17 protein-coding genes are annotated in these 21,644 nt (G+C 45.9%); 7 read left to right on the forward strand and 10 right to left on the reverse strand.

What is annotated here, in order from left to right; translation table 11 throughout:
• Window positions 1-69: 69 nt before the first annotated feature.
• From KVT36_RS04660 to KVT36_RS04675, 4 genes are read right to left on the reverse strand one after another with little or no spacing between them, the layout of a single operon-like run.
• Window positions 70-2,370 carry a glycoside hydrolase family 3 N-terminal domain-containing protein gene (locus KVT36_RS04660; RefSeq protein ID WP_217602337.1) on the reverse strand — a complete coding sequence of 767 codons (2,301 nt, stop codon included), beginning with the start codon at window positions 2,368-2,370 and terminating at the stop codon, window positions 70-72.
• 16 nt (window positions 2,371-2,386) lie between these two features.
• Window positions 2,387-3,250: a sugar phosphate isomerase/epimerase gene (locus tag KVT36_RS04665; protein ID WP_254639835.1), complete on the reverse strand. Its 864-nt coding sequence runs from the start codon at window positions 3,248-3,250 to the stop codon at window positions 2,387-2,389.
• A complete protein-coding gene (locus tag KVT36_RS04670) occupies window positions 3,250-4,089 on the reverse strand; it encodes a phytanoyl-CoA dioxygenase family protein (protein ID WP_217602338.1) in 840 nt (279 codons plus the stop codon). Before KVT36_RS04670 ends, KVT36_RS04665 begins: the two co-directional genes overlap by 1 nt.
• A gap of 11 nt (window positions 4,090-4,100) precedes the next feature.
• A complete protein-coding gene (locus KVT36_RS04675) occupies window positions 4,101-5,489 on the reverse strand; it encodes a sugar porter family MFS transporter (protein ID WP_217602339.1) in 1,389 nt (462 codons plus the stop codon).
• Window positions 5,490-5,694: 205 nt separating this feature from the next.
• Between KVT36_RS04675 and KVT36_RS04680 the strand changes: the two genes are divergently transcribed.
• A complete protein-coding gene (locus KVT36_RS04680) occupies window positions 5,695-6,543 on the forward strand; it encodes an AraC family transcriptional regulator (protein WP_217602340.1) in 849 nt (282 codons plus the stop codon).
• Between the two features lie 12 nt (window positions 6,544-6,555).
• Here the strand turns inward: KVT36_RS04680 and KVT36_RS04685 are convergent, their stop codons facing one another.
• From KVT36_RS04685 to KVT36_RS04695, 3 genes are all read right to left on the reverse strand, one after another.
• Window positions 6,556-7,863, reverse strand: coding sequence for an MFS transporter (locus tag KVT36_RS04685; RefSeq protein ID WP_217602341.1), 1,308 nt, complete (start codon window positions 7,861-7,863; stop codon window positions 6,556-6,558).
• Between the two features lie 141 nt (window positions 7,864-8,004).
• Window positions 8,005-8,562: a Crp/Fnr family transcriptional regulator gene (locus KVT36_RS04690; protein ID WP_217602342.1), complete on the reverse strand. Its 558-nt coding sequence runs from the start codon at window positions 8,560-8,562 to the stop codon at window positions 8,005-8,007.
• A gap of 211 nt (window positions 8,563-8,773) precedes the next feature.
• Window positions 8,774-8,980, reverse strand: coding sequence for a hypothetical protein (locus KVT36_RS04695; protein ID WP_217602343.1), 207 nt, complete (start codon window positions 8,978-8,980; stop codon window positions 8,774-8,776).
• A gap of 252 nt (window positions 8,981-9,232) precedes the next feature.
• Here KVT36_RS04695 and KVT36_RS04700 point away from each other — a divergent pair, with 252 nt between their 5' ends.
• On the forward strand, window positions 9,233-9,937 hold the full coding sequence (locus KVT36_RS04700; RefSeq protein ID WP_217602344.1) for a hypothetical protein: 705 nt from the start codon (window positions 9,233-9,235) through the stop codon (window positions 9,935-9,937).
• Between the two features lie 55 nt (window positions 9,938-9,992).
• Here the strand turns inward: KVT36_RS04700 and KVT36_RS04705 are convergent, their stop codons facing one another.
• The 3 genes from KVT36_RS04705 to KVT36_RS04715 are packed head-to-tail and all read right to left on the reverse strand — an operon-like array spanning window position 9,993 to window position 11,557.
• A complete protein-coding gene (locus KVT36_RS04705) occupies window positions 9,993-10,610 on the reverse strand; it encodes an ATP-binding protein (RefSeq protein WP_217602345.1) in 618 nt (205 codons plus the stop codon).
• The gene (locus KVT36_RS04710) at window positions 10,594-11,253 is read right to left on the reverse strand and encodes a hypothetical protein (RefSeq protein ID WP_217602346.1); all 660 of its coding nucleotides are present in this window, start codon (window positions 11,251-11,253) and stop codon (window positions 10,594-10,596) included. The genes KVT36_RS04705 and KVT36_RS04710 overlap by 17 nt, the downstream gene beginning before the upstream one ends.
• A 46-nt stretch (window positions 11,254-11,299) precedes the next feature.
• Window positions 11,300-11,557: a hypothetical protein gene (locus tag KVT36_RS04715; RefSeq protein ID WP_217602347.1), complete on the reverse strand. Its 258-nt coding sequence runs from the start codon at window positions 11,555-11,557 to the stop codon at window positions 11,300-11,302.
• 283 nt (window positions 11,558-11,840) lie between these two features.
• Here KVT36_RS04715 and KVT36_RS04720 point away from each other — a divergent pair, with 283 nt between their 5' ends.
• The 5 genes from KVT36_RS04720 (at window position 11,841) to KVT36_RS04740 (ending at window position 21,638) form a co-directional block, all read left to right on the forward strand.
• The gene (locus KVT36_RS04720) at window positions 11,841-13,250 is read left to right on the forward strand and encodes an aspartate aminotransferase family protein (protein WP_217602348.1); all 1,410 of its coding nucleotides are present in this window, start codon (window positions 11,841-11,843) and stop codon (window positions 13,248-13,250) included.
• A gap of 11 nt (window positions 13,251-13,261) precedes the next feature.
• Window positions 13,262-14,599 carry an NAD(P)/FAD-dependent oxidoreductase gene (locus tag KVT36_RS04725; protein WP_217602349.1) on the forward strand — a complete coding sequence of 446 codons (1,338 nt, stop codon included), beginning with the start codon at window positions 13,262-13,264 and terminating at the stop codon, window positions 14,597-14,599.
• Window positions 14,600-16,409: 1,810 nt separating this feature from the next.
• Window positions 16,410-19,097 (forward strand): lanthionine synthetase LanC family protein, encoded by a 2,688-nt coding sequence (locus KVT36_RS04730; RefSeq protein ID WP_217602350.1) that lies wholly within the window; start codon window positions 16,410-16,412, stop codon window positions 19,095-19,097.
• A gap of 39 nt (window positions 19,098-19,136) precedes the next feature.
• Window positions 19,137-20,021 (forward strand): glycosyltransferase family 2 protein, encoded by an 885-nt coding sequence (locus KVT36_RS04735; RefSeq protein ID WP_254639836.1) that lies wholly within the window; start codon window positions 19,137-19,139, stop codon window positions 20,019-20,021.
• Window positions 20,022-20,045: 24 nt separating this feature from the next.
• Window positions 20,046-21,638 (forward strand): hypothetical protein, encoded by a 1,593-nt coding sequence (locus tag KVT36_RS04740; RefSeq protein ID WP_217602351.1) that lies wholly within the window; start codon window positions 20,046-20,048, stop codon window positions 21,636-21,638.
• Window positions 21,639-21,644: the final 6 nt, after the last annotated feature.

Below are 21,644 nucleotides of genomic sequence, written 5' to 3' on the forward strand. Positions count from 1 at the left end.
AATGCCGGTACACTTTTTAGATTGTACCGGCCAGACTGAATGAAAACACAACTAAAGTAAGGTTGATAATTATTCTACAGCGAGGTCTATCTTTTGTACGTCGGTGCTGTTAGGGCCTGTGAAGATTTCCACAGTGCCGGGTTCTACACCGTACTTCATGTCTTTGTTCCAGTAAGCAAGTTTGGTGCGATCTAATTTAAAAGAAACCGTTTTTGTTTCACCGGGCTCCAGGGGAATGCGGGCGAAGTCTTTGAGCTCCTTTACAGGCCTTGTTACGGAAGCTACTTTCTGGTGAATGTATAATTGCACTATTTCATCTCCTTTACGGGTGCCCCTGTTGGTTACGTTTACGGTGATGGTAACAGCGCCGTTCTTTTTCATTGTTGAATCAGATACCTGCGGGGCTGCGTAGCTGTAGGTGGTATAACTGCGGCCGTAACCGAAGGGGTAGAGCGGCGTGTTTTGTTCCGTTAGGTAGGGGAAGAACTGCGCGCTGGGCTTGTGGTTGTAATAGATGGGTACCTGGCCGGCGGAGCGGGGATAACTGATGGCGAGCTTGCCGGAAGGGTTTACATCGCCGAAGAGGATGTTGGCGAAAGCGTTGCCGGCTTCTTCGCCGGTGAACCAGCCGTCTACGATGGCGGGCACGTTTTCAGCAATCCAGTTGATAGATAAAGGGCGACCATGGGCCAGGTATACCATGGTGGGTTTGCCGGTGGCCATGATGGCTTTTACCAGCTCCTCCTGCTGGGATTGGAGGTTGAGATCTGTTTGGTCGCCGGGGTGGTTGGCCCATGCTTCGCGGCCCAGCTGTTCGTTTTCGCCGATGGCGATGATGATGAAGTCTGATTGTTTGGCGACTTGTACTGCTTCGTTTATGAGACGCAGGTTTTCTTCTTTGGAGGGCCAGTGTGCGGTATCAATGTACTGATAGTTGTTGTGGCTGATGGTATCGCCGTTGGTGGTGAGCTTGACGCCCTGGGCGTAGAGGACTTCATACTGACCATCGGCTTTGTTCTTTAAACCATCTAACAGGGATACATTGTGACGTGGAATACCGGAGTAATCACCTAAATAGTTTACTGCGGCACAGGGACCTATGACGGCGATCTTTTTGTACTGGTCTTTTTTGATGGGGAGGAAGTTGTTATCGTTCTTTAATAGTACCATGGACTTTTCTGCGGCTTCCAGGGCCAGTGGTGTGCCTTCGTTGGAGGCCATGAGCTGCTGTGCTTTTTCAAGCGAAGCGGTATCCTGTTCAAATAAGCCTAAATCGAATTTCAGGCGGAGGATGTAAGCTACGGCGCTATCCAGCTCTTTCATGGGCAGCTTCTTTTCTTTGATGAGGGGTTCCAGGAAAGTGTAGTTCTTGCCGTAAGGAAGATCTATTGTTACGCCGGCGTTAAAGGCGGTGAGGGCGGCTGATTTGGTATCTGCAGCAATGAGGTGTTTTTGCCAAAGCTGATCGATGGCGAACCAGTCGGAAACCACCACGCCGTTGAACTTCCATTCTTTGCGGAGTACGTCTGTTAACAGCCATTTATTGGCATGGGAGGGAATATCATCTACCTCACAATAGGAGGCCATTATGGATGTAGGTTTGGAGCGGTTGATGGCCAGGCGGAAGGATTCCATGTGAATCTCCCGCAGATCGCGGATGGAGACATTGGTGGGGCCCTGGTTATTGGCGCCTTCTGAACCGCCATGACCGGTGAATGTTTTGAGACAGGCGCCTACATGATCCTGCGTAACCTTACCATTACTGCTGCCCTGGAAACCGCGTACCACAGCACTGCCTAATACACCACAGAGGTAAGGATCTTCGCCAAAGGTTTCGCCGGTGCGGCCCCAGCGGGGATCGCGGCAAACGTCTACGATGGGAGCCAGGACCACATCCGTGCCTTTGGAGCGGCATTCACGGCTAACATAATCATATACCCGTTGTACTAAGGCGGTATCCCAGGAGCAGGCAAAACCTATGCTATGCGGAAAGGCATCAGCACCGGGGGCCAGGAGGCCATGGTGGGCTTCGTCCAGGAAAATAACGGGGATGCCTAAACGGGTATTTTTACGCAGCCATTGTTGCAGCGCATTGCGGCGGTGGATGGTGTTTGCTGCAGTGGCCTTAAAATCGGGGTTCATCATGCCGATGCCGTAACGGAACATGGAATCCATTTTAAAGGCATTGGCCTGCATGGCATTGTCTATAATGGGGCGGCCAAAGTGCATGCTGCGTACCTGGGCTATTTTTTCCTCCAGCGTCATACGAGGAAGCAGGTCGGCTACCCGTTTGGCAGTTGGCAGGCTGGCGTTCTTATAGGCAGGTACAGGGATGTGTTTATCATTTTTAATGGCAAGGGGTTGTGCCATAACGTGGACCGCTATATTACATAGCAGGAGGAGCCATACTGGCTTTAAAAGACACTTCATTTTTGTAGTTGTATCTGTTCTTTAATAAGTGCATGATGTAACTGTTCACCTCCCATTGGTTGGCTATGGGCTGGCCGGTAACGGGATTGTGCACCATGTAAGGGAAGGGACCAAACTCCGGGCTAATGGTAAGCTGAGCGTTGGGCGACTGCTGTTCTTTAAGCTGCACTACCTGATCCCACCAGGAGAGGTGTTTGTTCAGCGCCTCCTGCCATTCCGGGGCGCGGGGATCGGGTACCTGGGGGCCTTCCGGGTAACCTACACGGGCGTGGATGTGCTCTGTTCTTTCAATGGCCAGCTGCATGGCGGAGGGCTGATCATCCAGGAAAGACTCTGCTACATTTACCCAATGGGAGGCATCCAGTGTGAGCCGCAGATCCGGGATCTTTTCCAGGTAGGCTTTGGTGATATGGGCGGCAAAGGAGAACTTATTGCGGTGCGTTTCGTGCAGCACCTGCAAACCGCTGGCGGCAGCGGCTTCAATGAGCACTTTGTTCTGTTCAAAGCTGAAGAAGTCTTTGCCGGTTTGAGAATTCACTTTAAACGGTTGGTAAGCCCTGATCCTTAACAGCCAGTTACAATAAAGATCATAATGCTCCGTAAAATTGGCGGTGTAGGTATCAAAATGCTGGGGAAGAATGACCAGGCTGTTTTTAACTGCAGCGTTCCAGGCGTTATCCAGCTCTTTAGGAGAGGTATCGGATGCAATAGCATATTCAATACCATCGTAACCTTCCTGTTTTACGTTGTGGCAAAAATCTTCCCAGGGCATATGTTCGCTTCCCCAGCGGGGGCAAAAGAAAAGTACTTGCAAAGCCATTATAATTCAGTTTTGATTTTAAGTACTTCGGGGCGGAGGTAGGGTTTGTTGGCATCTACGGTGCCTTTATGAGCATAGGGATCGTGGCCGGCTACCAGCACAATATCACGGAGGTCTTCTGTGGGTGGCAGGTGGCCGTCCTGATCCCAGGGCAGCATGGATTCCGCGCTCATGTAGTGATTGACCAATGCGGTGCGGAAGTGATCTTTTGTTTTGTTGCGCAAAGAGCAGTGCAGGGTGTAACCGTTGAAGAACACTACGGAGCCGGCTTTTACTTCTACCGGGATCTTGTTCTTTTCGTATTGGGATACATCTATGGTATCTACATCGGCATATTCCGGTGAGCTGTTCTTTACGCGGGGCATAATATAACCGGGGCGGCCGGGAATGATCCAGAGGCAACCGTTTTCCACGGAGGCATCGTCGATGGCGATCCATACGCCGACGAGGGACCTATCGCGGGTAGGGATGTAGTATTCATCCTGGTGCCAGGACTGGCCGGCTTTCCCGGGAGATTTTACAAAGAGCATGGACTGCATGCATTTCATGTTGGGGCTCACGATCTTTGTAAGGATCTCCACGATGTTGCGGTTAAACAATGAGTTGTGGATGACCTTTGAGATCTTGTGCGGGAAGTGGATGGCCACATATTTTTTGAGCACGTCTTCATCGGGTTCGTTATCATCTACGTCTACCATACCATCTATATGTCCGCGGTGTCCGCGGAAGATGGCGGCGGTTTCTTTTTTCAGGTTGGCAATGTCTGTTTGTGACAATAGGTTTGGTATGACCAGGTAACCCTGGTCCTGGTACTGTTTGATATTTTCGGGAGTGATCATGTTTTGAAGTTTTAGAAAGGTTTAATAAACAGGTGCTCTATTTCCTCAAGGGAGCGACCCTTGGTTTCTTTCACTTTTAAGAGCATATAGAAAAATGCAATTGCACATAAAACAGCATAACAGAAAAGGGTGAGGGGCGTGCCAAGGTGTTTGGTCATAACGGGGAAACTGCCGGCAATGATAAAATCCGCCAGCCATAACGCTAAGGTAGCTATGGACATGGCGAGACCGCGGATGCGGTTGGGAAAGATCTCGGAGAGATACACCCAGGTAACGGCGCCCAGGGTGCAGCCGAAAGCGCCTACATAGGCCAGCATACCAATGAGTACGATGTAGTTGTGGAAGTATTTATACTGGAAACAGGTAGCTACCACGATGAGTGAAATACCCATGATACAGCTGCCGGCCAGCAGGAACTTTTTGCGGCCTACTTTATCTACCAGGCCAATGGCAATGAAGGTAGAGATAACATTTACCACACCGATGCCAATGGTCTGTAACATGGAGGAAGAAGTATCCATGCCCATTTCTTTAAAGATCACCGGGGCATAATACAGGATGGCATTGATGCCGGTAACCTGCTGGAATACGGCTACCAGGATGCCGATGAATAATACCGGGCGGTAGGTTTTTGTAAAAATAAGTTTGAGCGGGGCATGTGTTTCCTGCTGAAAGCTATTTTCAATGGCGGCTATTTCGGTAATTGCTGCAGCGCTGCCGGATGTTTTGTTAAGTATGTCGATGGCTTCTTTTTTACGGCCCTGTTTCATGAGCCAGCGCGGGGTTTCCGGTACAGCTAATAATAAGAACAAGAACAGGAGGGAGGGGGCGGCCTGTGAGGCAAACATCCAGCGCCAGTTATCAGGACCGGTAGCATCTAATAAATAGTTAGAGAAGTAGGCGAGCAGGATGCCGAACACAATGGCCAGCTGGTAACAGGCTACCAGCCTGCCACGCCAGGCTGCTGGGGCTATTTCGGCAATGTACATGGGCGATACCATGGCGGCAGCGCCTACGCCTAAACCGCCTATGAGGCGCGAGAGTATGAGTAGATATAACTGATGGGACAGACCTGCACCGATGCCGGAAATAGCAAACAGGATAGCACAGGTAATTAATACTGTGCGGCGGCCGTATTTATCTGCTAACGCGCCTGCGGCTAGTGCGCCTATGGCGCAGCCCACCAGGATAACGCTGACGGCCCAGCCCAGGGTATATTCATCCAGCTTAAAATAAGCGGTGATGTAAGGGATGGCGCCGGAGATAATAGCGGTATCGTAGCCGAAGAGGAGGCCACCTAATGCGGCAACGCTGCTTACGGTAATGATGAAGCTATTATTTACCGGGGTTGAAGGATTAACTACCGGGGCTACCGGCGGTAATGTGGAGACTGTATTCATACTGTGGAATGTGCTAATGTACTAATATGCTAATACGTACTTAACATAGAAATGTACTACCAACATACATTTTCTTTTACGAAAGTAAGCGATTGCGGAGGGGAGGTATTCCATTTTCCTATTCAAAAACTAAATTATTTTAATTGATGGGGTATGCTAAATTTTGCTAAATTGCTAAAAACGGTATAGATCTACACATTGTCTCATGCGTCCCGCGTTACAAAAATTGCCCCTGGATGAAAGCACGTCGTTTGTGGCGAAAACATTCCGCACGCCTCATTTTGAGGTGGGGTGGCATCAGCATATTGAGTATGAGCTGATCCTGTTCACGGAGGGGGCAGGGCAGAGTTTTGTGGGGAATCAAGTAGAGATGTTTGAAACCGGTGATATTTATTTCCTGGGATCGAACCTGCCGCATACTTTTCAGAAATGGGAGCCTGATATGGTGACCAGTGCAGTGGTGGTGCAGTTTAAAGAGGACTTCTGGGGTGAATACTTTTTACAATTACCGGAGAGTAAATACATACGGCAACTACTGGACAAATCGTTCCAGGGGCTAAAAATGCAAACACCTGTTAAAGAAAAGCTGGCGCCGCTGGTAAAAGCGCTGGAATATACCAGCGGGTTTAAACGGATCCTGCTGCTGGGGGAATGCCTGGAAATTATGGCTACACAACCTGACTATGTTACGGTATCTACCCAAACTGTTAACTCTTTTCAACATAAAGACCGGGATAAACTGGACCGGGTTTTTCAATTTACCATTGATACTTTCCGCGACCCTATTACCGTTTCACAGGCGGCGCACGTGGCGTGTATGAGCGTACCTGCGTTCTGTAATTACTTTAAACGCTGCACCAAGAAAACGTATATTGATTTCCTGAACGAGGTACGCATCGGGTATGCCTGTAACCTGCTGCGGGAAACACAAAAAACGGTGCTGGATATTTGTTATGAAAGCGGGTATAATACCATGGCTAACTTTCACAAGCAGTTCAGGAAAATAAAACAGCTTACGCCACTACAGTACCGTAAGCTGTTTGCGGATAAATGAATGAGAGCTGCCTTAAACGGGCTTTGATGTTCCCCCTGCTGAATGATCTTTTGTTTCCTGTACTTTAATGTATATGAGCAGTGTAAAAATTATACATATAGTGAGATAACAGAGCAGCGTAACGGGCATGCCCATGTATTTGTTCATTGCAGGAAAGCTGGCGCTAACGGCAAAATCTGCCAGCCATAAGGCAAGAATAGCTATGGACATGGCCCTCCCGCGGATGATACCGGGAAAGATCTCCGTGAGGTATAACCAGGTAACCGTACCCAGGGTGCAGCTAAAGGCCGCCACATACAAAAGCAGGAATAAGAAACTACCAAAGACATATCCATTCCGGAAACAAACTGCCAGTATGGCTAACAGACCGCCCATGAGCGAAATGCCGCATAACATAACATTTTTTCTGTTCATTTTATCAGCCACAAAGATTATTACAACGGCTGCTGCCAGTGTTATTACTCCTATAAAGATGGTTTGCCGGAATGCTACCGCTGCATCGGCGCCCAATTCCTTAAAGATCAGCGGGGCATAATACAGGACCACATTAATGCCTGTAACCTGCTGGCATACTGCTACCAGGATACCGATAAACAACAGCTGGCTGTAAGGCGGGGAAAAAAGGTCTTTAAAAGGAATGGGCTCCATTTTAAAAAAAACTTTTCCATCATGCTTCGTTGATACCACGATACCCTTTACTGCATCATAAGGCATTTCCGGCAGCCTGTATACCAGGAGCCCAAACAATACCGGGAAGGCGAGCTGTGAAGCCAGCATCCAGCTCCAGTTATTTGGCCCGGTGCCATATAAGGAGCTACAGGAAAAATAGGCCAGTAAAATACCGGTTATAATAGCTGACTGGTAACTGGCTATGAGGGTGCCTTTTAAGGAGGGTGGCGCTAATTCAGAAAGATACAAAGGAGATAATAATGCGATTGCTCCTACCCCCAACCCACCAATGATACGAGACCACGTAAATGCATACAGCTGCTGAGATACAATGGCAGCTAAACCTGTAACTACAAAAAAGACGGCGCATGCGATCAATATTTTACTCCGTCCAAATTTATCGGCCAGTACACCGGCGATTAAGGAGCCTACTGCGCAGCCAATTAACATGCAACCCACGGCCCAACCGAGCGCCCAGCCCTCCAGGTTAAAATAAGCGCTGATGTAAGGAATGGCGCCTGCAATAATACCTGTATTATACCCGAATAACAGGCCGCCAACTATTGCCACACAATAAACTGTGAGCTTAAACCGCTGCCCGATTTTCGGAGGTATAGAGGGGACTTCCTGTTTGGAGATAGTGGAACTCATACGCAGAATGGTTGATTTTTTAAAGATCAATTTTCCGTGTAAAGGTAGAGATTGCTGTTTCTGCAGGGTTCCATTTTTCTATTTAAAAACTACATTATTTTAATTGGGGAATGATCGTGTGAAAATCACACCAAGCTGTTCTTATTTTCCTCTTCTCCTGCTTAATGTTTCCTCCGCCAGCCCCAGGAAGGAGGCGATATGTTTTTGAGGCGCGATGCTGAACAGATCAGCATGGGCTTTCATAAAAAGAGCCAGGCGATCTTTTGCTTTCAGGCGCAGGAGGCGGCTATGTGTAATGGTTTGTATGATCATGCTACGGAGGTAGTGGTTATCGACGATATACAGCTCCGGAAAGCTGGCACACAGCTCCTGTACATCCTGGAAGCTGATATACACCACCTGTGTTTCTGTGATGGTTTCGATATAATCATGGCCGGGTTCCTGATGATAAAAACTGTACGGGGAAATGGCCCATTGGTTTTTCTTTATAAAGGTACAGGTGACCTCTTTATCATCCTGTATGTAAAAGCGGCGCAGCAGGCCGCTGACCACAAAGTAAGCGTACTCACAGATCTCGTTTTCTTTTAACAAGGTTATTTTTGGGGAGAAGGTGTCGCACAAAAAGCGTTCGCTGAGGGCTTTTTTTGCCTGGTTGGAAATCGAATAGATGTCATCTATCTGTGCAATAACGGTTTCCATGTTGCGGATAGTTTGGGTTTATAGTGTTAACAAATATTTAAAAAATGGTGGTGAAAATAACTGTTTTGATAATACAAAAATCATGTTAGTATCAATAGGTTTAAAATATTCCTATTGTGTTTAATGAGAAAGGGCTGACCCGAATTGCGCACGAGTTGCAGCCGAATAACGCCCGAATAAACGGCCTGTTTCATACCAATTGCTCATGACTTTAGTTTTCCAGGAAAGGGGCCAGTTCTTCTTCCGTAATGCCGGTGCAGGCGCAAAACTCGGCTGCGGTCACCAGGTCTTCTTCGCCTTTGCCCAGTTTTTCACGGATCTCCTTTAGCAGGCGGCGGGCGGTTTGCGCGCTTTTGCCTGTGATGTTTTCCACGTCTTTAGTGTAAATAAAACGCCGTTGCGGTATACTTTTTTTCATGGATAATAACAAGTGCCAAAAGTGATAAAAAGTGATAAAAAACGCCAAAAGTGATCAAATGTGATATAAAGTGATAAAAACGCTCATTTCGTTTTTCCTGTTCTGCGGATGGTTTTATCATTGCACTGTCGAACAAACAAAGCTCCTATCACAGCGCTGTAATTAATACTGGTGGCTTGTTTTGTGCGATCAGGGCTTAAACGGTGTGTGCCTGAACACGCTGTACTTCAATAAACTTTAAAACCAATTTTTATGCCCAGTAACATGAGTAAACGTATTGCCACTGACCCTGCTTTTGAACGCACCCGGGAAAACATGGCTGAATTTGAAAGGGCCGGCCGGGCCGGCAAACTGCTGACTGATTCCCTGCGCATACTGGCTAACAATGCCAGTGATGGTAAACTTACCAGCAGGCTGGCTAAGGGAATGTCGAAGGTGATCAAAGCTGACCCTTTGAACGACCGCGGACAACGTACCGTAACGGACGGCAACCTTTTGCTGATACGCGGTTTTGACTTTAACGGCGATGCCAAACTGACCACTGTATTCTTTGCGCCGTATACTGCCACCGTGGACCGTGCGGCCGGAACGCTTAAGGTGGACATTACGCCGTTTGTGCCCAAAAGCATGCTGAAGGCCCCTGCAGGCGCCACGCATTTCAGCGTGGTAAGCGCTGGTGCTGAGATCGATTTTGACAACAGCGTGCATATTGGCGCTAACAGCGCTACGGCGGAGCTGGTGTACGGCGATCAGCTGGAGGCTGCTATTAGCCTGAACAATGCGGTGACAGCCAACAGTACACTGCCATTGTTCCTGGCGCTGGGTGTGCGTTATTACCAGCAGGTGAACGGCAAGTTTTACCCGCTGAACAGCGGGCGGCATAACGCACTTGCCATTGTGCAGGTGGATGTGCCGGCAGCGCCACCACCTGCTGCGGGGAATGCGAAAGCTGCGTGATAGCAATTGATCAGAGCGAAGGGGATGTGTGCCACACCGGGAAGGTGTGGCACACTTATTTACGCTTGTCTGTACTGTTTTTTGGAAAGGCGATGATGTTAAACATCTGGCGCATGCGGCTGCGGATACGGTTACCATAACGTTCTTCTATTTCCAGTGCATTGAGATTAGTGGTGAGATGGGTGAGTGTACCACATTCAAGAAACAGCTCATACCGCAGGGGCAGGATTTGCGACATGATGTTGCAGTTGTTACCATAATGAGCTGTGTTGGGCTCAAAACCCAGGTCGTCAAAACAAATTGTAAGCGGCTTAGACTTACTATTAACTGGCTGGGTGGTGTAACGCTCTACCACAGCATGACCTTCGAGCGCAAAATCGAGCGCCAGGCGGTGGCAGGGGATGACCAGGAACCGCCATTCAGGACGACATAAACTGCGCATCACCTGCATAAGGGCTGTTTTACCGCAGCCTATGGGGCCGCATAGAAGAAGGCCTTTTTGCAGGCAGATGTTATGTGCTGCAGCCTGTTGTTTATCTTCCAGGAACCAGTATAAGAGTTTCAACACTGTGGGCTGGTCATCTTCTGTGATGTTAAAAGCGGAGCCATACATTTCTTTACCTTTTTTTATGACGGTTTGCAATGGCTGCCAGTACTCAGAAGGGTTTGTCATAGTCTTTGTTTTGCGGGGTGTGGCTGTTGTTTGCATGGTTGTTGTTTTTTATTTTGTTTTCATTCCTCATCCATTTATCTGCGGCTGCCTGCCAATTTACAATGGGCGTTCTACCGCCCAGCATCCAGCCATTGGCCTGGTAATGCGCAAAGAATTTAAAGGCTTCCTGTTCCGGATAACTGACCTGCTGAAAATAAAGGAGTACCTGTTCCTGTGCGGGCGGGAGGGTTTGACTCTCCCTGTTTACCCTGTTTGATACTGTTTTATTAAAGGGATCCACATCCGGGCCGGGGAGGGAACCAATTTTGAGCTGGAGGATGTCCATATCTGCGCCGGGACCGGGCCCACTTTTTACCGGGCCCTGCTCTGTTTTTTCCTTTGCTGTGATAACATCTAATGTGAACATGCTTACACTGGGGCGGTTGGTATTTTTAGCCGGGTGGTACTGTAAGTAGCCTTGATTGTGCAATTCTTTGAGACATTTGAGGTAGGTGCTTCTGGAGCCAATGCCGCTTAAGCGCATGAGCGAATTACGGTACAATGTAAAGGTTGGCGGGAAGCGATGATAGTTCCAATACTGAAACAGGGCCATATACAGGCTGATATGGGTAGCAGTAAGCTGCTGTTCCTTATGCTGGTGCATAAAGAAACTATTAACATGCGTAATAAAATTCATTTTGTTTTTGCGATTAATTGAGGGTTTGATCAGCTAATATTCCGAAAACGTCCATTGGATTGTAAAGAAAACTGCGGCCTTCTTTTACGACAGGTACTATACCGTTTTCGCGCATCCAGCATAAGTGCTGGGGAGAGACGCGGAAGATACTTACGATCTGGCGGCTTCGGAGTAAGAATGGTGTTAACGCGTTTTGCTGTAAGAGCGCCTGGAGAATATCGCCCAGGACTGCTTCTTTGATTGTTTCCTGTTCTGGTGTAAGGTTCTTCATTGTTTTTAAGGTTATGGTTGATTTGAAGGTTGCAATTTAAGTAAGATATTGATATGATGAGATTGACCAAAATCAATTTTTTTATAGAAGTTGGTGGAGCGGAGCTGAGCCTATTTTCTACGGGGATTGACCGGAATGGACACCTTTGAGCCAGCGATTTGAACGAACTTAGCAGTGTAAATTGTATAAATATCACCACAACCTATAGCCTGCAAAGTAAGCGCGGATAAGCCCTATTGCATACCTATTATATTCTGCACGCAATCATCATTAAGCTTCCCTTATGCTTAAACCTAAACTACTTGCAGTAGAAGATGCCAAACATCTGACACAGCAAGCAAATGCCCGGCTGTTCTGTACCCACATAAACCCAGCACAGTATCATTATATGAAATTGCTTGGTTTTCATAAAATACTGATAGATCATGCAGAGGGAATGTATTATTATGACCGTTTCGGTCATAAAATCATGGATCTTTTTGGTTGTTTTGGCGCCCTGGCGCTTGGTCACAATCACTCCCGTATTTTGGCTGTCCGCAGCCAGTTTCAGAAAGAGAAGCGGCATGAGATTGCTATGGCGTTTATTTCGCAGTATGCCTCAGTGCTTGCGAAAAATCTGTCGGCTATTGCACCTGAGAACCTGGATATGGTATTTTTTGGCACCAGTGGATCAGAGGCTGTTGAAGCGGCCCTTAAACTGGCGGAAAAAGTACAGGGACCTTCCAGATCAACGATCGCATATGCCGGATCTTCTTTTCACGGAAAATCGCGAGGCGCATTGTCGGTTACAGATTCTGCATTCTATGCATCTTCTTTTCAGTTGTTGAAAAATACGGTTAAAGTACCCTTTGGTGATATAGTGGTGCTTGAACAGTTATTTAACAGTGATCCGTCTGTTGGTATCCTGATACTGGAAACCATACAGGGGGGCGCCGGAATTATTACTGCACCTGCGGAATATTGGCACAAAGTGCGGTACTTATGCACTAAATATAATGTGATCTGGATAGCGGACGAAGTACAGTGCGGAGTGGGAAGAACCGGGCAATTTTTTGCATTTGAGCATAATAATACTGTACCTGATATTGTTACGTTGGCGAAGTCTTTAGGTGGCGGTAAAACCGCTATTAGTGCAACCATATCCAGGAGACCTCTGCATATGACCGCATATGGAACTCCTAAACTGGCACTGATACATGGGCCTGCAACCTTTTCCGGAATGGGCGAAGCCTGCTGTACGGCTATTGAAACGCTCAATATCTTATATGATGAAGGATTGATAGAAAACAGTGAAAAAATGGGTACACTGCTGCTGGAACTTCTAAATGCGTTACAAAGAAAACATGCAACCATTATAAAAGAAATAAGAGGGATTGGTTTAATGGTAGGCATTGAATTTCATGATTTCAGCCATGCTATGCCTTTACATCTGGAGAAGATCATTTCCACATTGGATGAAAAATTAAAAGGAAGCTTGTGTGGTTTTGTAGGGAGCATTTTGCTTCGGGATCACCAGATACTTGTGGGTTTTACTGAATATAACAGGAATGTTATCCGCATTGAGCCCCCACTTATTATAACTGCAGATGAAGTTAACACATTTATAAATGCATTAGATGAAGTGCTTTCCCGCGGACTGGCGCGGATAGTGCTGAGTTATATTAAGAACTTATTTTCCAGTACAGCCATTTAAGTATTATAAATATGCCTAAAACAGCTGGAGCATTAACAACAGATCCCGTAGTGATCATAGGAGGAGGTTTTGCCGGCCTGGTGGCTGCTAAAGAGCTAAAGCGGAATAAGATCCCATTTGTTCTATTTGAAGGAGGAAAAAATATTGGAGGGCTTGCGCAAACCTTTACTGATGAGCAGGGATTCAAATATGATTTGGGAACACATATTATTACTAACCGGCTTGCAAGGAAACTGGGTATAACAGATCAATGCAGGGACGTGCTCTATTTTGGGGAAAGCATTTGGCTGAATGGCCGACTCCGGAGTTACCCCTTTGGCCTTTTAGGGAATAAAAAATACCTGATAGACGCACTAAGAAGCCGATTGCGCTTTCCTTTGCTCCGCAGGCATGAGAACCTGCAGGAGAGATTTATCCAGGAATATGGAAAGGCTTTTGCGACTGAGGTGGCTATTCCTTTAATAGAAGGCCTGACTGGCAGCCCTGCCCATACCCTGGCCGCTGATGTGGGGGATAAATTGCCCGGTATTTTCCGGACCATCTATTTAAAATTAGGAGGACTATTTACCGGTAAGGCCATTGCCATTGGTTATTGTCGGGAACTACCGGAAAGCTGGAACGTATGGCATGTGTACCCTAATGAAGGCATAAAAATGCTGAGTGAACGGCTTGCAGCAGAAGTGAATGATCATATACAGTTAAATGCGGACGTAAGCCGTATTATTGTTGGAAGTGACGGCGTGAAAGGAGTAGAGGTTAATGAAAACATCATCCCTACATCTGTAGTGATCAGTACTGCTCCCGTGAATATTCTCTCCCAGTTGATCGATGGTGCCAACGACCTTAGTTACCTTTACCATTTTCAATATAGCGGAATGATATGTGTTACCATTATGTGTGAAGGAAAGCGGATATTACCTGATGCCACATTATGGACGCCAGAAGATAGATACTCTTTTTTTCGCCTAACAGAGCCTTCTTATTCCATGCCCTGGGTGAGCCCACCTGGAAAGTCTGTTATAACGGCTGACATCGGATGCAAACCGGGGGATAACAGCTGGGACCTGCCAGACGAAGATTGGTATAATGCTGTATTAATCCAGCTATCTGAAATTATTCCAGGCATCCGTAAATGTTTGCTTGGCTATAAAGTGCTGAGAGTAAAATTTGCTTACCCCATTTATTATAAACAATATGAGCCTTTACGACGGCAGTTTATAAAAACCAGCGGAGTGAAAGGGCTTTACAGTATTGGGCGTAATGGAGAGTTCTCTCACCTGTTAATGGAAGATGTGTATGTACGGACCATACAAAAAATGAAGGAAGTAATCAGTATCTGTAAATATTAAAAGTTTTAAAATGCGCTACCAGATCATCTTTTCAATAATAGTGGCTGTGCTTATATCTTTTTTAAGCAGTTATATTGTTTATTTCGGATTTACCTCCAATTACAACTCGGGATATTATTCAGAAGCAACCTTTACACATGCATTTGACAGAGGTGTATTTAAGTACCGGATCTTAAGCAAAGAATTGCTGATAAGATTAAACCGGTTTATGGACGCCCATTATCCTGATCCCAAGGCTAACAGGCAGGTATTATTTATGGACCCCAAGGGTTCAAATAATTTTTACCGGTCTTTTTTTTACCTGAATACTTTTTTTCTTGCATTGACCTCCATTATGTTGGTGTTATTGTTTTACCACCGAGATTTCTCGTTCACTAGCTCTGAAAGGAATATCCTCATCTTTTTTGTACCTATACTAATAAATGTATCACAGTTTGCCATCTACCCCTACGATATATCTAGTTATTTTCTGGAGTTACTCATTATATATGTTTTTCTTAAATATTTTCACCAGAATTATCATTTTTCATTAATAATCCTTTGCTTACTGGTGATTGTTTTTACCCTGAACAGAGAGTCGTCTGCTTTAACAGTATCACTTCTTATTGTTTTAATTATTTGTAAAATGGGGGTTTCAGAAAAATCGTTATACGCGATCACCTTTATTTCGTTAAGCTTTTTGGTGACCTTCCTTGCTCTTGCAATTTTTATTAAAGAACCTTCTGGTGAGGAAAGAATGTTCAGCGGGGGAGCAGGAGACTATACCAGGATTGAGAATAATATGGGACTTCTTTTTTGGGCCCTGTTCTTTTATTTATCTTTTTCCATGTCTTTAACCGCAGAGAATAAACGGTTAATTATACTGTATCATATTGTTAGCTTGCCGTACAGTATTTTCGTTGTTTTTTTTACCATCCTTTGGGAGGTACGATTATATATTCCCTTATTCCTGGGATCGGTCTTTCTGAGTAGACTTAATGCAGCTGAGTTGGTGTTCCCCACTAGTAGAATATTAGAGAAGATTACGGACTATATTAGCCCACGGAAGGCGGACGCCCATAAAGAGGTTCGCTAGTAAAAATCAATGAGGCCCTATGCAAATAATTTAAGGTGTTAACAGATGCTGATGCAGGAGCGCCTAGAGGATCCGGAGCAATTGGTTAAATGAAAAACTGCCCCAAATATGGAGCGGTATTCAAGAGAGATGCAAACCTAAAGAGAGAGATAGGAGAGCAATCTCAAATAAATCCTATGCAAGAATAGGCAATTAGTTTAAAAGATCGGGTTAATCAAATGTAAATGGTGAATTTTTTTATGAAGGGCCAAAATGCTTTAGTTGATGCATAATTGGTGAATAGTTATACCTATAAATAGTTTGTTACTCTAGCTAACCGATCCAGATCTTCAAAAAGTATTTAATGCCAAGTGTTTGTGGCGCTTCATAAGAGCGAAGGCTGGCACTTTGATTGGGCTGATTTTCCACTTAAAATGACCTATTGGGCTACCGCAACATCTACCAATGTAGCGCATCTTTACAAAGCAATGAATGACCCGATCAAATCTGTTTAACCATGTTTGAAATGATAATTACTCATTATAACCTTTGATATGCTGATGATGTTTACTCCAATTTTGGTGCAGGGAAAGACTGCTTTGCCAGGTTAATTTCCATTCTGCACTGCATTTATAGTTTGCCTTTTGAATTGTATCACCGGGCTGCCTCCTTTTATTTGGAGGAGGCAGTACCGGTTGTGAGTTAACAATTTGTTGATCGACCTGTAAACAGCCTGATATGTTGCCAGAAAAAATAATGGAAACTGAGTTAAGCACAACCATACCTCAAACCCCGGAAATATTACCCGCTTCGGACGATTACAGTAACATATTACAAGCATATGGCCTGACCTATACCAGCAGTGAATATTATTTGCAGGCAGGTACCCTTACCCAAGTACAAGGCTGGATATTACATATTGCTGTTATTAAAACTCAAATACCGGCGTTACTGGCTAAGCTTGTACCGGAACTGATACAACAACAGGTACCGTTTAAAATCCCTGTTAATGAAGTGGCCTGTGATGGTTTGTTAGGTGGTATGTATGGATATACGTTACTAGGAAAAGCCGTATGCATTTATCCTGAAAATGAAATGCAGGCGCTGGCACTTGCACAGCGATTACTGGCAATAACTGCGGAATTTAAAGGACCGGATATACCCACTGCTATCCATTTGGGCACTGTGGTACATGCGCGGTATGGAGGCTGGACGCCAGTGCTGCAGCCAGGACCTGATGGTAATTCATGCGAATATATTTATGACCAGCAGGGACAACTGATACCGGACAGTTATTCCGTACCCTTTACACTGCCGGTAGGCATCAGCTGGCCATTTGACCCTATTAAACCTTATAGCGTACGGATAGAAAAGCCATTACTGAATGATTACATAAAACCGGTAGCTGTTCTAAAACATGATGTGAAGGGAAGGGTAATAAAAGGCATGTACCTGAAAAAATGGTTCTGGGCTAAACCCTGCCTGGTAAAGGAAGGTAAAAAACATATGTTCTCAGATGGATTTGGCCGTGATATACAGGACCGGCTGGAGTGGCAGATAAAAGTACATAATGACTTAGGTAATAGCGTACCCATACCTAAAATACTGGACCATTTTAAAGAGAACGGGGATCTGTATGTGATGATGGAGTTTATTGAAGGGGAATCCCTGGACCAGAAAATAATGAATATATATGCTGGGAACAGCTGGATCAATTTAGCCCGGCAGCAGCGGGTATTATTGCTGGATTATTTACTACAGGTATTAGATGTTGTTGGGCGGTTGCATGAACGGGGATATGTGCACCGGGATCTTACCCCTGCCAATTTTATTTTCAACAACAAGCAAAAACTACACATCATAGACCTTGAACTTACTTATTCTATTAATGAACAAATACCTAACCCACCCTATATATTTACCACACTGGGCTTTATGCCGCCGGAGCAAAATACGCGGCCTGTGCCTACGGTAAAAGAAGACATTTATGGACTGGGTGCTTTGATGATCGTTTTCTTTACCTGCTTATCACCTTTAAAATTTGAGGCGGCAGATACCGAACTGTTGAAAGAACATTTATACTTTTTTATTAAAGACCGGGAAATGGCTAACCTGATAGCTGATTGCCTGCAAACGGATGCCCGGCAGAGGCCCACTTTCGCCGTGATCAGGGAAACCGTACAGCGTTACCGGAATAAGCAGGATCGTTTACCAACCCAGTTACCCGCTGAGGATATTTTAATACCTGCGGCAACCATGGCGGATGTTATACAACAAGGGCTGCGTGGTATTATTTGTGAGCGGATGGCTACTGAGGAAGGGTTATGGGTTTCAAAAACCATACAGGTAAATCAACAGACGGGTAATCCGTTAACGGCTTACTCCATATACCCCGGATTTTATGAAGGTGTAACAGGCCCTTTATACTTAATAAGCCAGCTTGCAAGAGCAGGGATACCTATAGACGATACCATCCGCCAATACTATGCGTATAATATAAATTTTCTTAAAACAGGCTATCTGCAAGATGTACAGACCATGCCAGCTGGGCTTTATCTCGGTAGTGCCGGGGTAGCATTAATGCTGGCGGCTAGTATAGATGCGGTATTGCTGGAAAATACGGCCTCCAACATTTCCCTTATCAGGCAATGCCTGGAGCGCGCACCGGAGGAGCTGAACCTGGTGAGCGGAGCGGCAGGGCAGGGGCTGGCCCTGTTGCATTGCCTGCACCTGCTGCCGGAGCCATTTGGGATGGAACAGTTGCAGCAACATTGTATGCTGCTGTTACAACAGCAACAAAAGAATGGGGCCTGGGTAGTGCCTTTGAATGATGGGAAGGGAGGCTATGCCACCATTACAGGTTTGGCGCAAGGTATTGCCGGTATTACTTACTTTTTGTTAATGGCCGCCGCCCGGTTAAAGGATGAGAATATTACCCATGCAGCCGTTAAAGCTTTAGCGTGGTTACAGCAACAGGCGCATGTACATAAGCAGACATATAGCTGGCCAGTAAACTCCATTAACAAACAGGCGCACCTTTGGGAGCATATAGGCATAGCCGGTATAACGTTGACTTTTATTAAAGCGTATGAACTGATTAAAGATCCGGTTTATAAGACAATAGCCACCGGCGCTTTAGCCAATTACAGCCCGTTTGTATTGGACCGGAATCTAAGCCATGCCTGGGGCATAACCGGGCTGGGAGAACTTTACTTGGAAGCCGGGCGTGTGTTTAAAGAAGATGAATGGAACAAAAAGGCTGTACGGATAGCCGGCGCTTTGACACATTTGCGTAAGCAGCAGGATACAACAAGCTGTTACTGGATAACAGATGCGATTGATATTATACCTACGGCGGATCTTATGACAGGCTGCAGCGGCGTGATCTACTTTTTAGCGCGGATCCTGCACCCGGAGAAGCTAACATACCCATTGCAGGCGTGATACCTGCTGTGTTTAAAACATACTAAAAATATTGAACAAATGGACATAATTCCCAGTCAGATAGACCCACCAGCGCCTATGCCTGCCAGCAATACGGTGGTTAGGACAGGAACCGAGGTGCCGCCGGCCGTTAACGGGCAACAAATACCGGTGGCCATTAAGAAGTTATCCATTATTATTCCTGCCTATAATGAAGCCAGGACCATTCATCTTATCCTGGACAAAGTAAAGGATGTTTTTCTGATACGGAATATTGAGAAGGAAGTGATTTTGGTGAATGACTGCTCCAAGGATGATACGGAGCAGGTGATACAGCAATATATGTTGAACAACCCGGCATTTCCTATCCGGTATCTAAAACATACTGTTAACCAGGGAAAAGGGGCGGCCATACATACGGGAATAGCTCATGCTACTGGTGAATACATTGTGGTGCAGGATGCGGATTTGGAATATGACCCGGATGAATACAACACCCTGTTAAAGCCTATTGTAAACGGCTTTGCTGATGTGGTGTATGGATCCCGGTTTATGGGTGGAAATGCACACCGGATACTTTTTTTCTGGCATACCATAGGCAACCGGTTGCTGACCTTTTTATCCAACATGTTTTGTAATCTGAATTTGACTGATATGGAAACCTGTTATAAGGTTTTCAGAACAAGCCTTATACAACAAATATACTTGCAAGAAAAACGGTTTGGATTTGAGCCGGAGGTAACGGTGAAAATTGCGCAAATACCTGATCTGCGGATATATGAGGTGGGAATCTCTTATTACGGCAGAACGTATAAGGAAGGTAAGAAGATAGGGTGGAAGGATGGGGTGCGGACGGTGTTTTGTATATTGAAGTATTCTCTGTTTAACCATCATGTACGATTGCCTGCTGCTGTTAAAGTACCGGCAAATACGGAACAGTTATAATTACTCAACCTAGATATTAGGGCAATGGATATCACAACGCACATACCAGCTAATACTCCATCTGAAACCTTTGGGTACTTTATATGGGGCAACAGGCAGTACCGGATTATTTTATGGATAGCAGCAGCAGCCATGGTGATACAATTTGGTGTGTTCAAATACATTTACCCATATGCCAGCTATATACACGGGGATTCATTCGTGTACCTGAATATTGCGCAGCAAAATTTGAATATTGATGCTTACCTGGTAGGGTACGGGCGCTTCCTGCGGATGTTCAGTGTATTCGGCAGCTCAGACCTGGTTTTAACTGCGTTTCAATATCTGCTGCTGCAAGGCAGCGCATTGTTTTTGCTATTTACACTGTTTTATTTTAACCGGCCGAGTAGGCGGGTGCAACACCTGCTGCTGGCATTTATGGTGTTGAACCCTTTATTCCTGGGCCTGGCCAACCTTATATCCAGCGACGGCCTTTTTGTGGCCCTAAGTCTCAGTTGGTTTGCGCTGTTGCTATGGATCATGCACCGGCCCAATAATATAGTGATGGTATGCCACGCGTTGGTGGTATTTGCTGCGTTTACGGTGCGGTATAATGCGCTGATATACCCGGGTATAGCTCTGATAGCCTTTTTATTATCCCCTCAGTCATGGGGCCAGAAAATGGCGGGTGCCGCAGTTGGTATTATCCTGTGCGGGCTGTTTGTATTGTACAACGGGCACCAGTACAAAAAGCTCACCGGTACCTGGCAGTATTCTCCATTCAGTGGTTGGCTAATGGCCAATAATGCCATGTATGCTTATCGGTATGTGGATAGCGCAGACCGAAAGCCGGTGCCGCAAAGATTCAAAGTATTGGACAACATGATACGAACGTATTTTGACAGCAGCCGGGATGTGAAAACGCATCCGGTAGAAGGGCTGATAGCCAGTACAGCTTATATGTGGACGCCAAGCCTGCCTTTGTATGTATACCGCGAGCGTTTGTTCAAAAAAGACAGCCGCACCAGCGAGGTGCGCAAATGGGCCAGTATGGGGCCGCTGTACGGAGATTATGGGCGATACATCATCCGCAAATACCCTTTGCAATATGCACGATATTTTTTATGGCCGAATGTCAACAAGTACTATGCGCCGCCACTGGAGTTTTTGGAAACATATAATTCCGGTAGGGACAGTGTGCAGCCTGTAGCCCAGCAATGGTTTGGGTATAAAAGCAATAAGGTGAAAGTTCGGAGTAAAACATTTCAGGCGCAGCTGCTGGGGTTTTACCCCATCTTTTCCGGGATCATTAACGTGGTAATGCTTTGCCTGCTGCTGTGCTTTGTGCTGCTAAAAGGCTTTCGGGAGCACACCCTATTCCGAAAAGGGGTGTTGATGGGCGGTGGCGTCTGGCTATTGAATGCGGGATTCACCATTTTTGCCTCTTCCGCAGCCTTAAGGTTTCAGGCCTTTCCCATACTGCTTACGAGCACTTTTACTCTTTTACTACTGGACTGGTTGTGGCAAAAAGGACTGGAAGAAAAACGTGTAACAGTGCAGCAAAGCAGACAAGAACCTATATCGGCCAGTTACGCAGATGAAGCTATTGAGCCAGGTGAAATACATCATAGTTTTTAAGTTATA

Source organism: Chitinophaga sp. GbtcB8 (assembly GCF_019091455.1).
Lineage (GTDB): Bacteria > Bacteroidota > Bacteroidia > Chitinophagales > Chitinophagaceae > Chitinophaga.

Bases quoted from the DNA above. Each gene is read 5' to 3' on its own strand.
- KVT36_RS04715 (WP_217602347.1), bottom strand. From the start codon at position 11,557: ATGAAGAACCTTACACCAGAACAGGAAACAATCAAAGAAGCAGTCCTG.
- KVT36_RS04675 (WP_217602339.1), bottom strand. From the start codon at position 5,489: ATGAATACAGTCTCCACATTACCGCCGGTAGCCCCGGTAGTTAATCCT.
- KVT36_RS04665 (WP_254639835.1), bottom strand. From the start codon at position 3,250: ATGGCTTTGCAAGTACTTTTCTTTTGCCCCCGCTGGGGAAGCGAACAT.
- KVT36_RS04680 (WP_217602340.1), top strand. From the start codon at position 5,695: ATGCGTCCCGCGTTACAAAAATTGCCCCTGGATGAAAGCACGTCGTTT.
- KVT36_RS04695 (WP_217602343.1), bottom strand. From the start codon at position 8,980: ATGAAAAAAAGTATACCGCAACGGCGTTTTATTTACACTAAAGACGTG.
- KVT36_RS04660 (WP_217602337.1), bottom strand. From the start codon at position 2,370: ATGGCACAACCCCTTGCCATTAAAAATGATAAACACATCCCTGTACCT.
- KVT36_RS04730 (WP_217602350.1), top strand. From the start codon at position 16,410: ATGGAAACTGAGTTAAGCACAACCATACCTCAAACCCCGGAAATATTA.
- KVT36_RS04705 (WP_217602345.1), bottom strand. From the start codon at position 10,610: ATGACAAACCCTTCTGAGTACTGGCAGCCATTGCAAACCGTCATAAAA.
- KVT36_RS04725 (WP_217602349.1), top strand. From the start codon at position 13,262: ATGCCTAAAACAGCTGGAGCATTAACAACAGATCCCGTAGTGATCATA.
- KVT36_RS04735 (WP_254639836.1), top strand. From the start codon at position 19,137: ATGGACATAATTCCCAGTCAGATAGACCCACCAGCGCCTATGCCTGCC.
- KVT36_RS04670 (WP_217602338.1), bottom strand. From the start codon at position 4,089: ATGATCACTCCCGAAAATATCAAACAGTACCAGGACCAGGGTTACCTG.
- KVT36_RS04740 (WP_217602351.1), top strand. From the start codon at position 20,046: ATGGATATCACAACGCACATACCAGCTAATACTCCATCTGAAACCTTT.
- KVT36_RS04720 (WP_217602348.1), top strand. From the start codon at position 11,841: ATGCTTAAACCTAAACTACTTGCAGTAGAAGATGCCAAACATCTGACA.
- KVT36_RS04710 (WP_217602346.1), bottom strand. From the start codon at position 11,253: ATGCACCAGCATAAGGAACAGCAGCTTACTGCTACCCATATCAGCCTG.
- KVT36_RS04685 (WP_217602341.1), bottom strand. From the start codon at position 7,863: ATGAGTTCCACTATCTCCAAACAGGAAGTCCCCTCTATACCTCCGAAA.
- KVT36_RS04690 (WP_217602342.1), bottom strand. From the start codon at position 8,562: ATGGAAACCGTTATTGCACAGATAGATGACATCTATTCGATTTCCAAC.
- KVT36_RS04700 (WP_217602344.1), top strand. From the start codon at position 9,233: ATGCCCAGTAACATGAGTAAACGTATTGCCACTGACCCTGCTTTTGAA.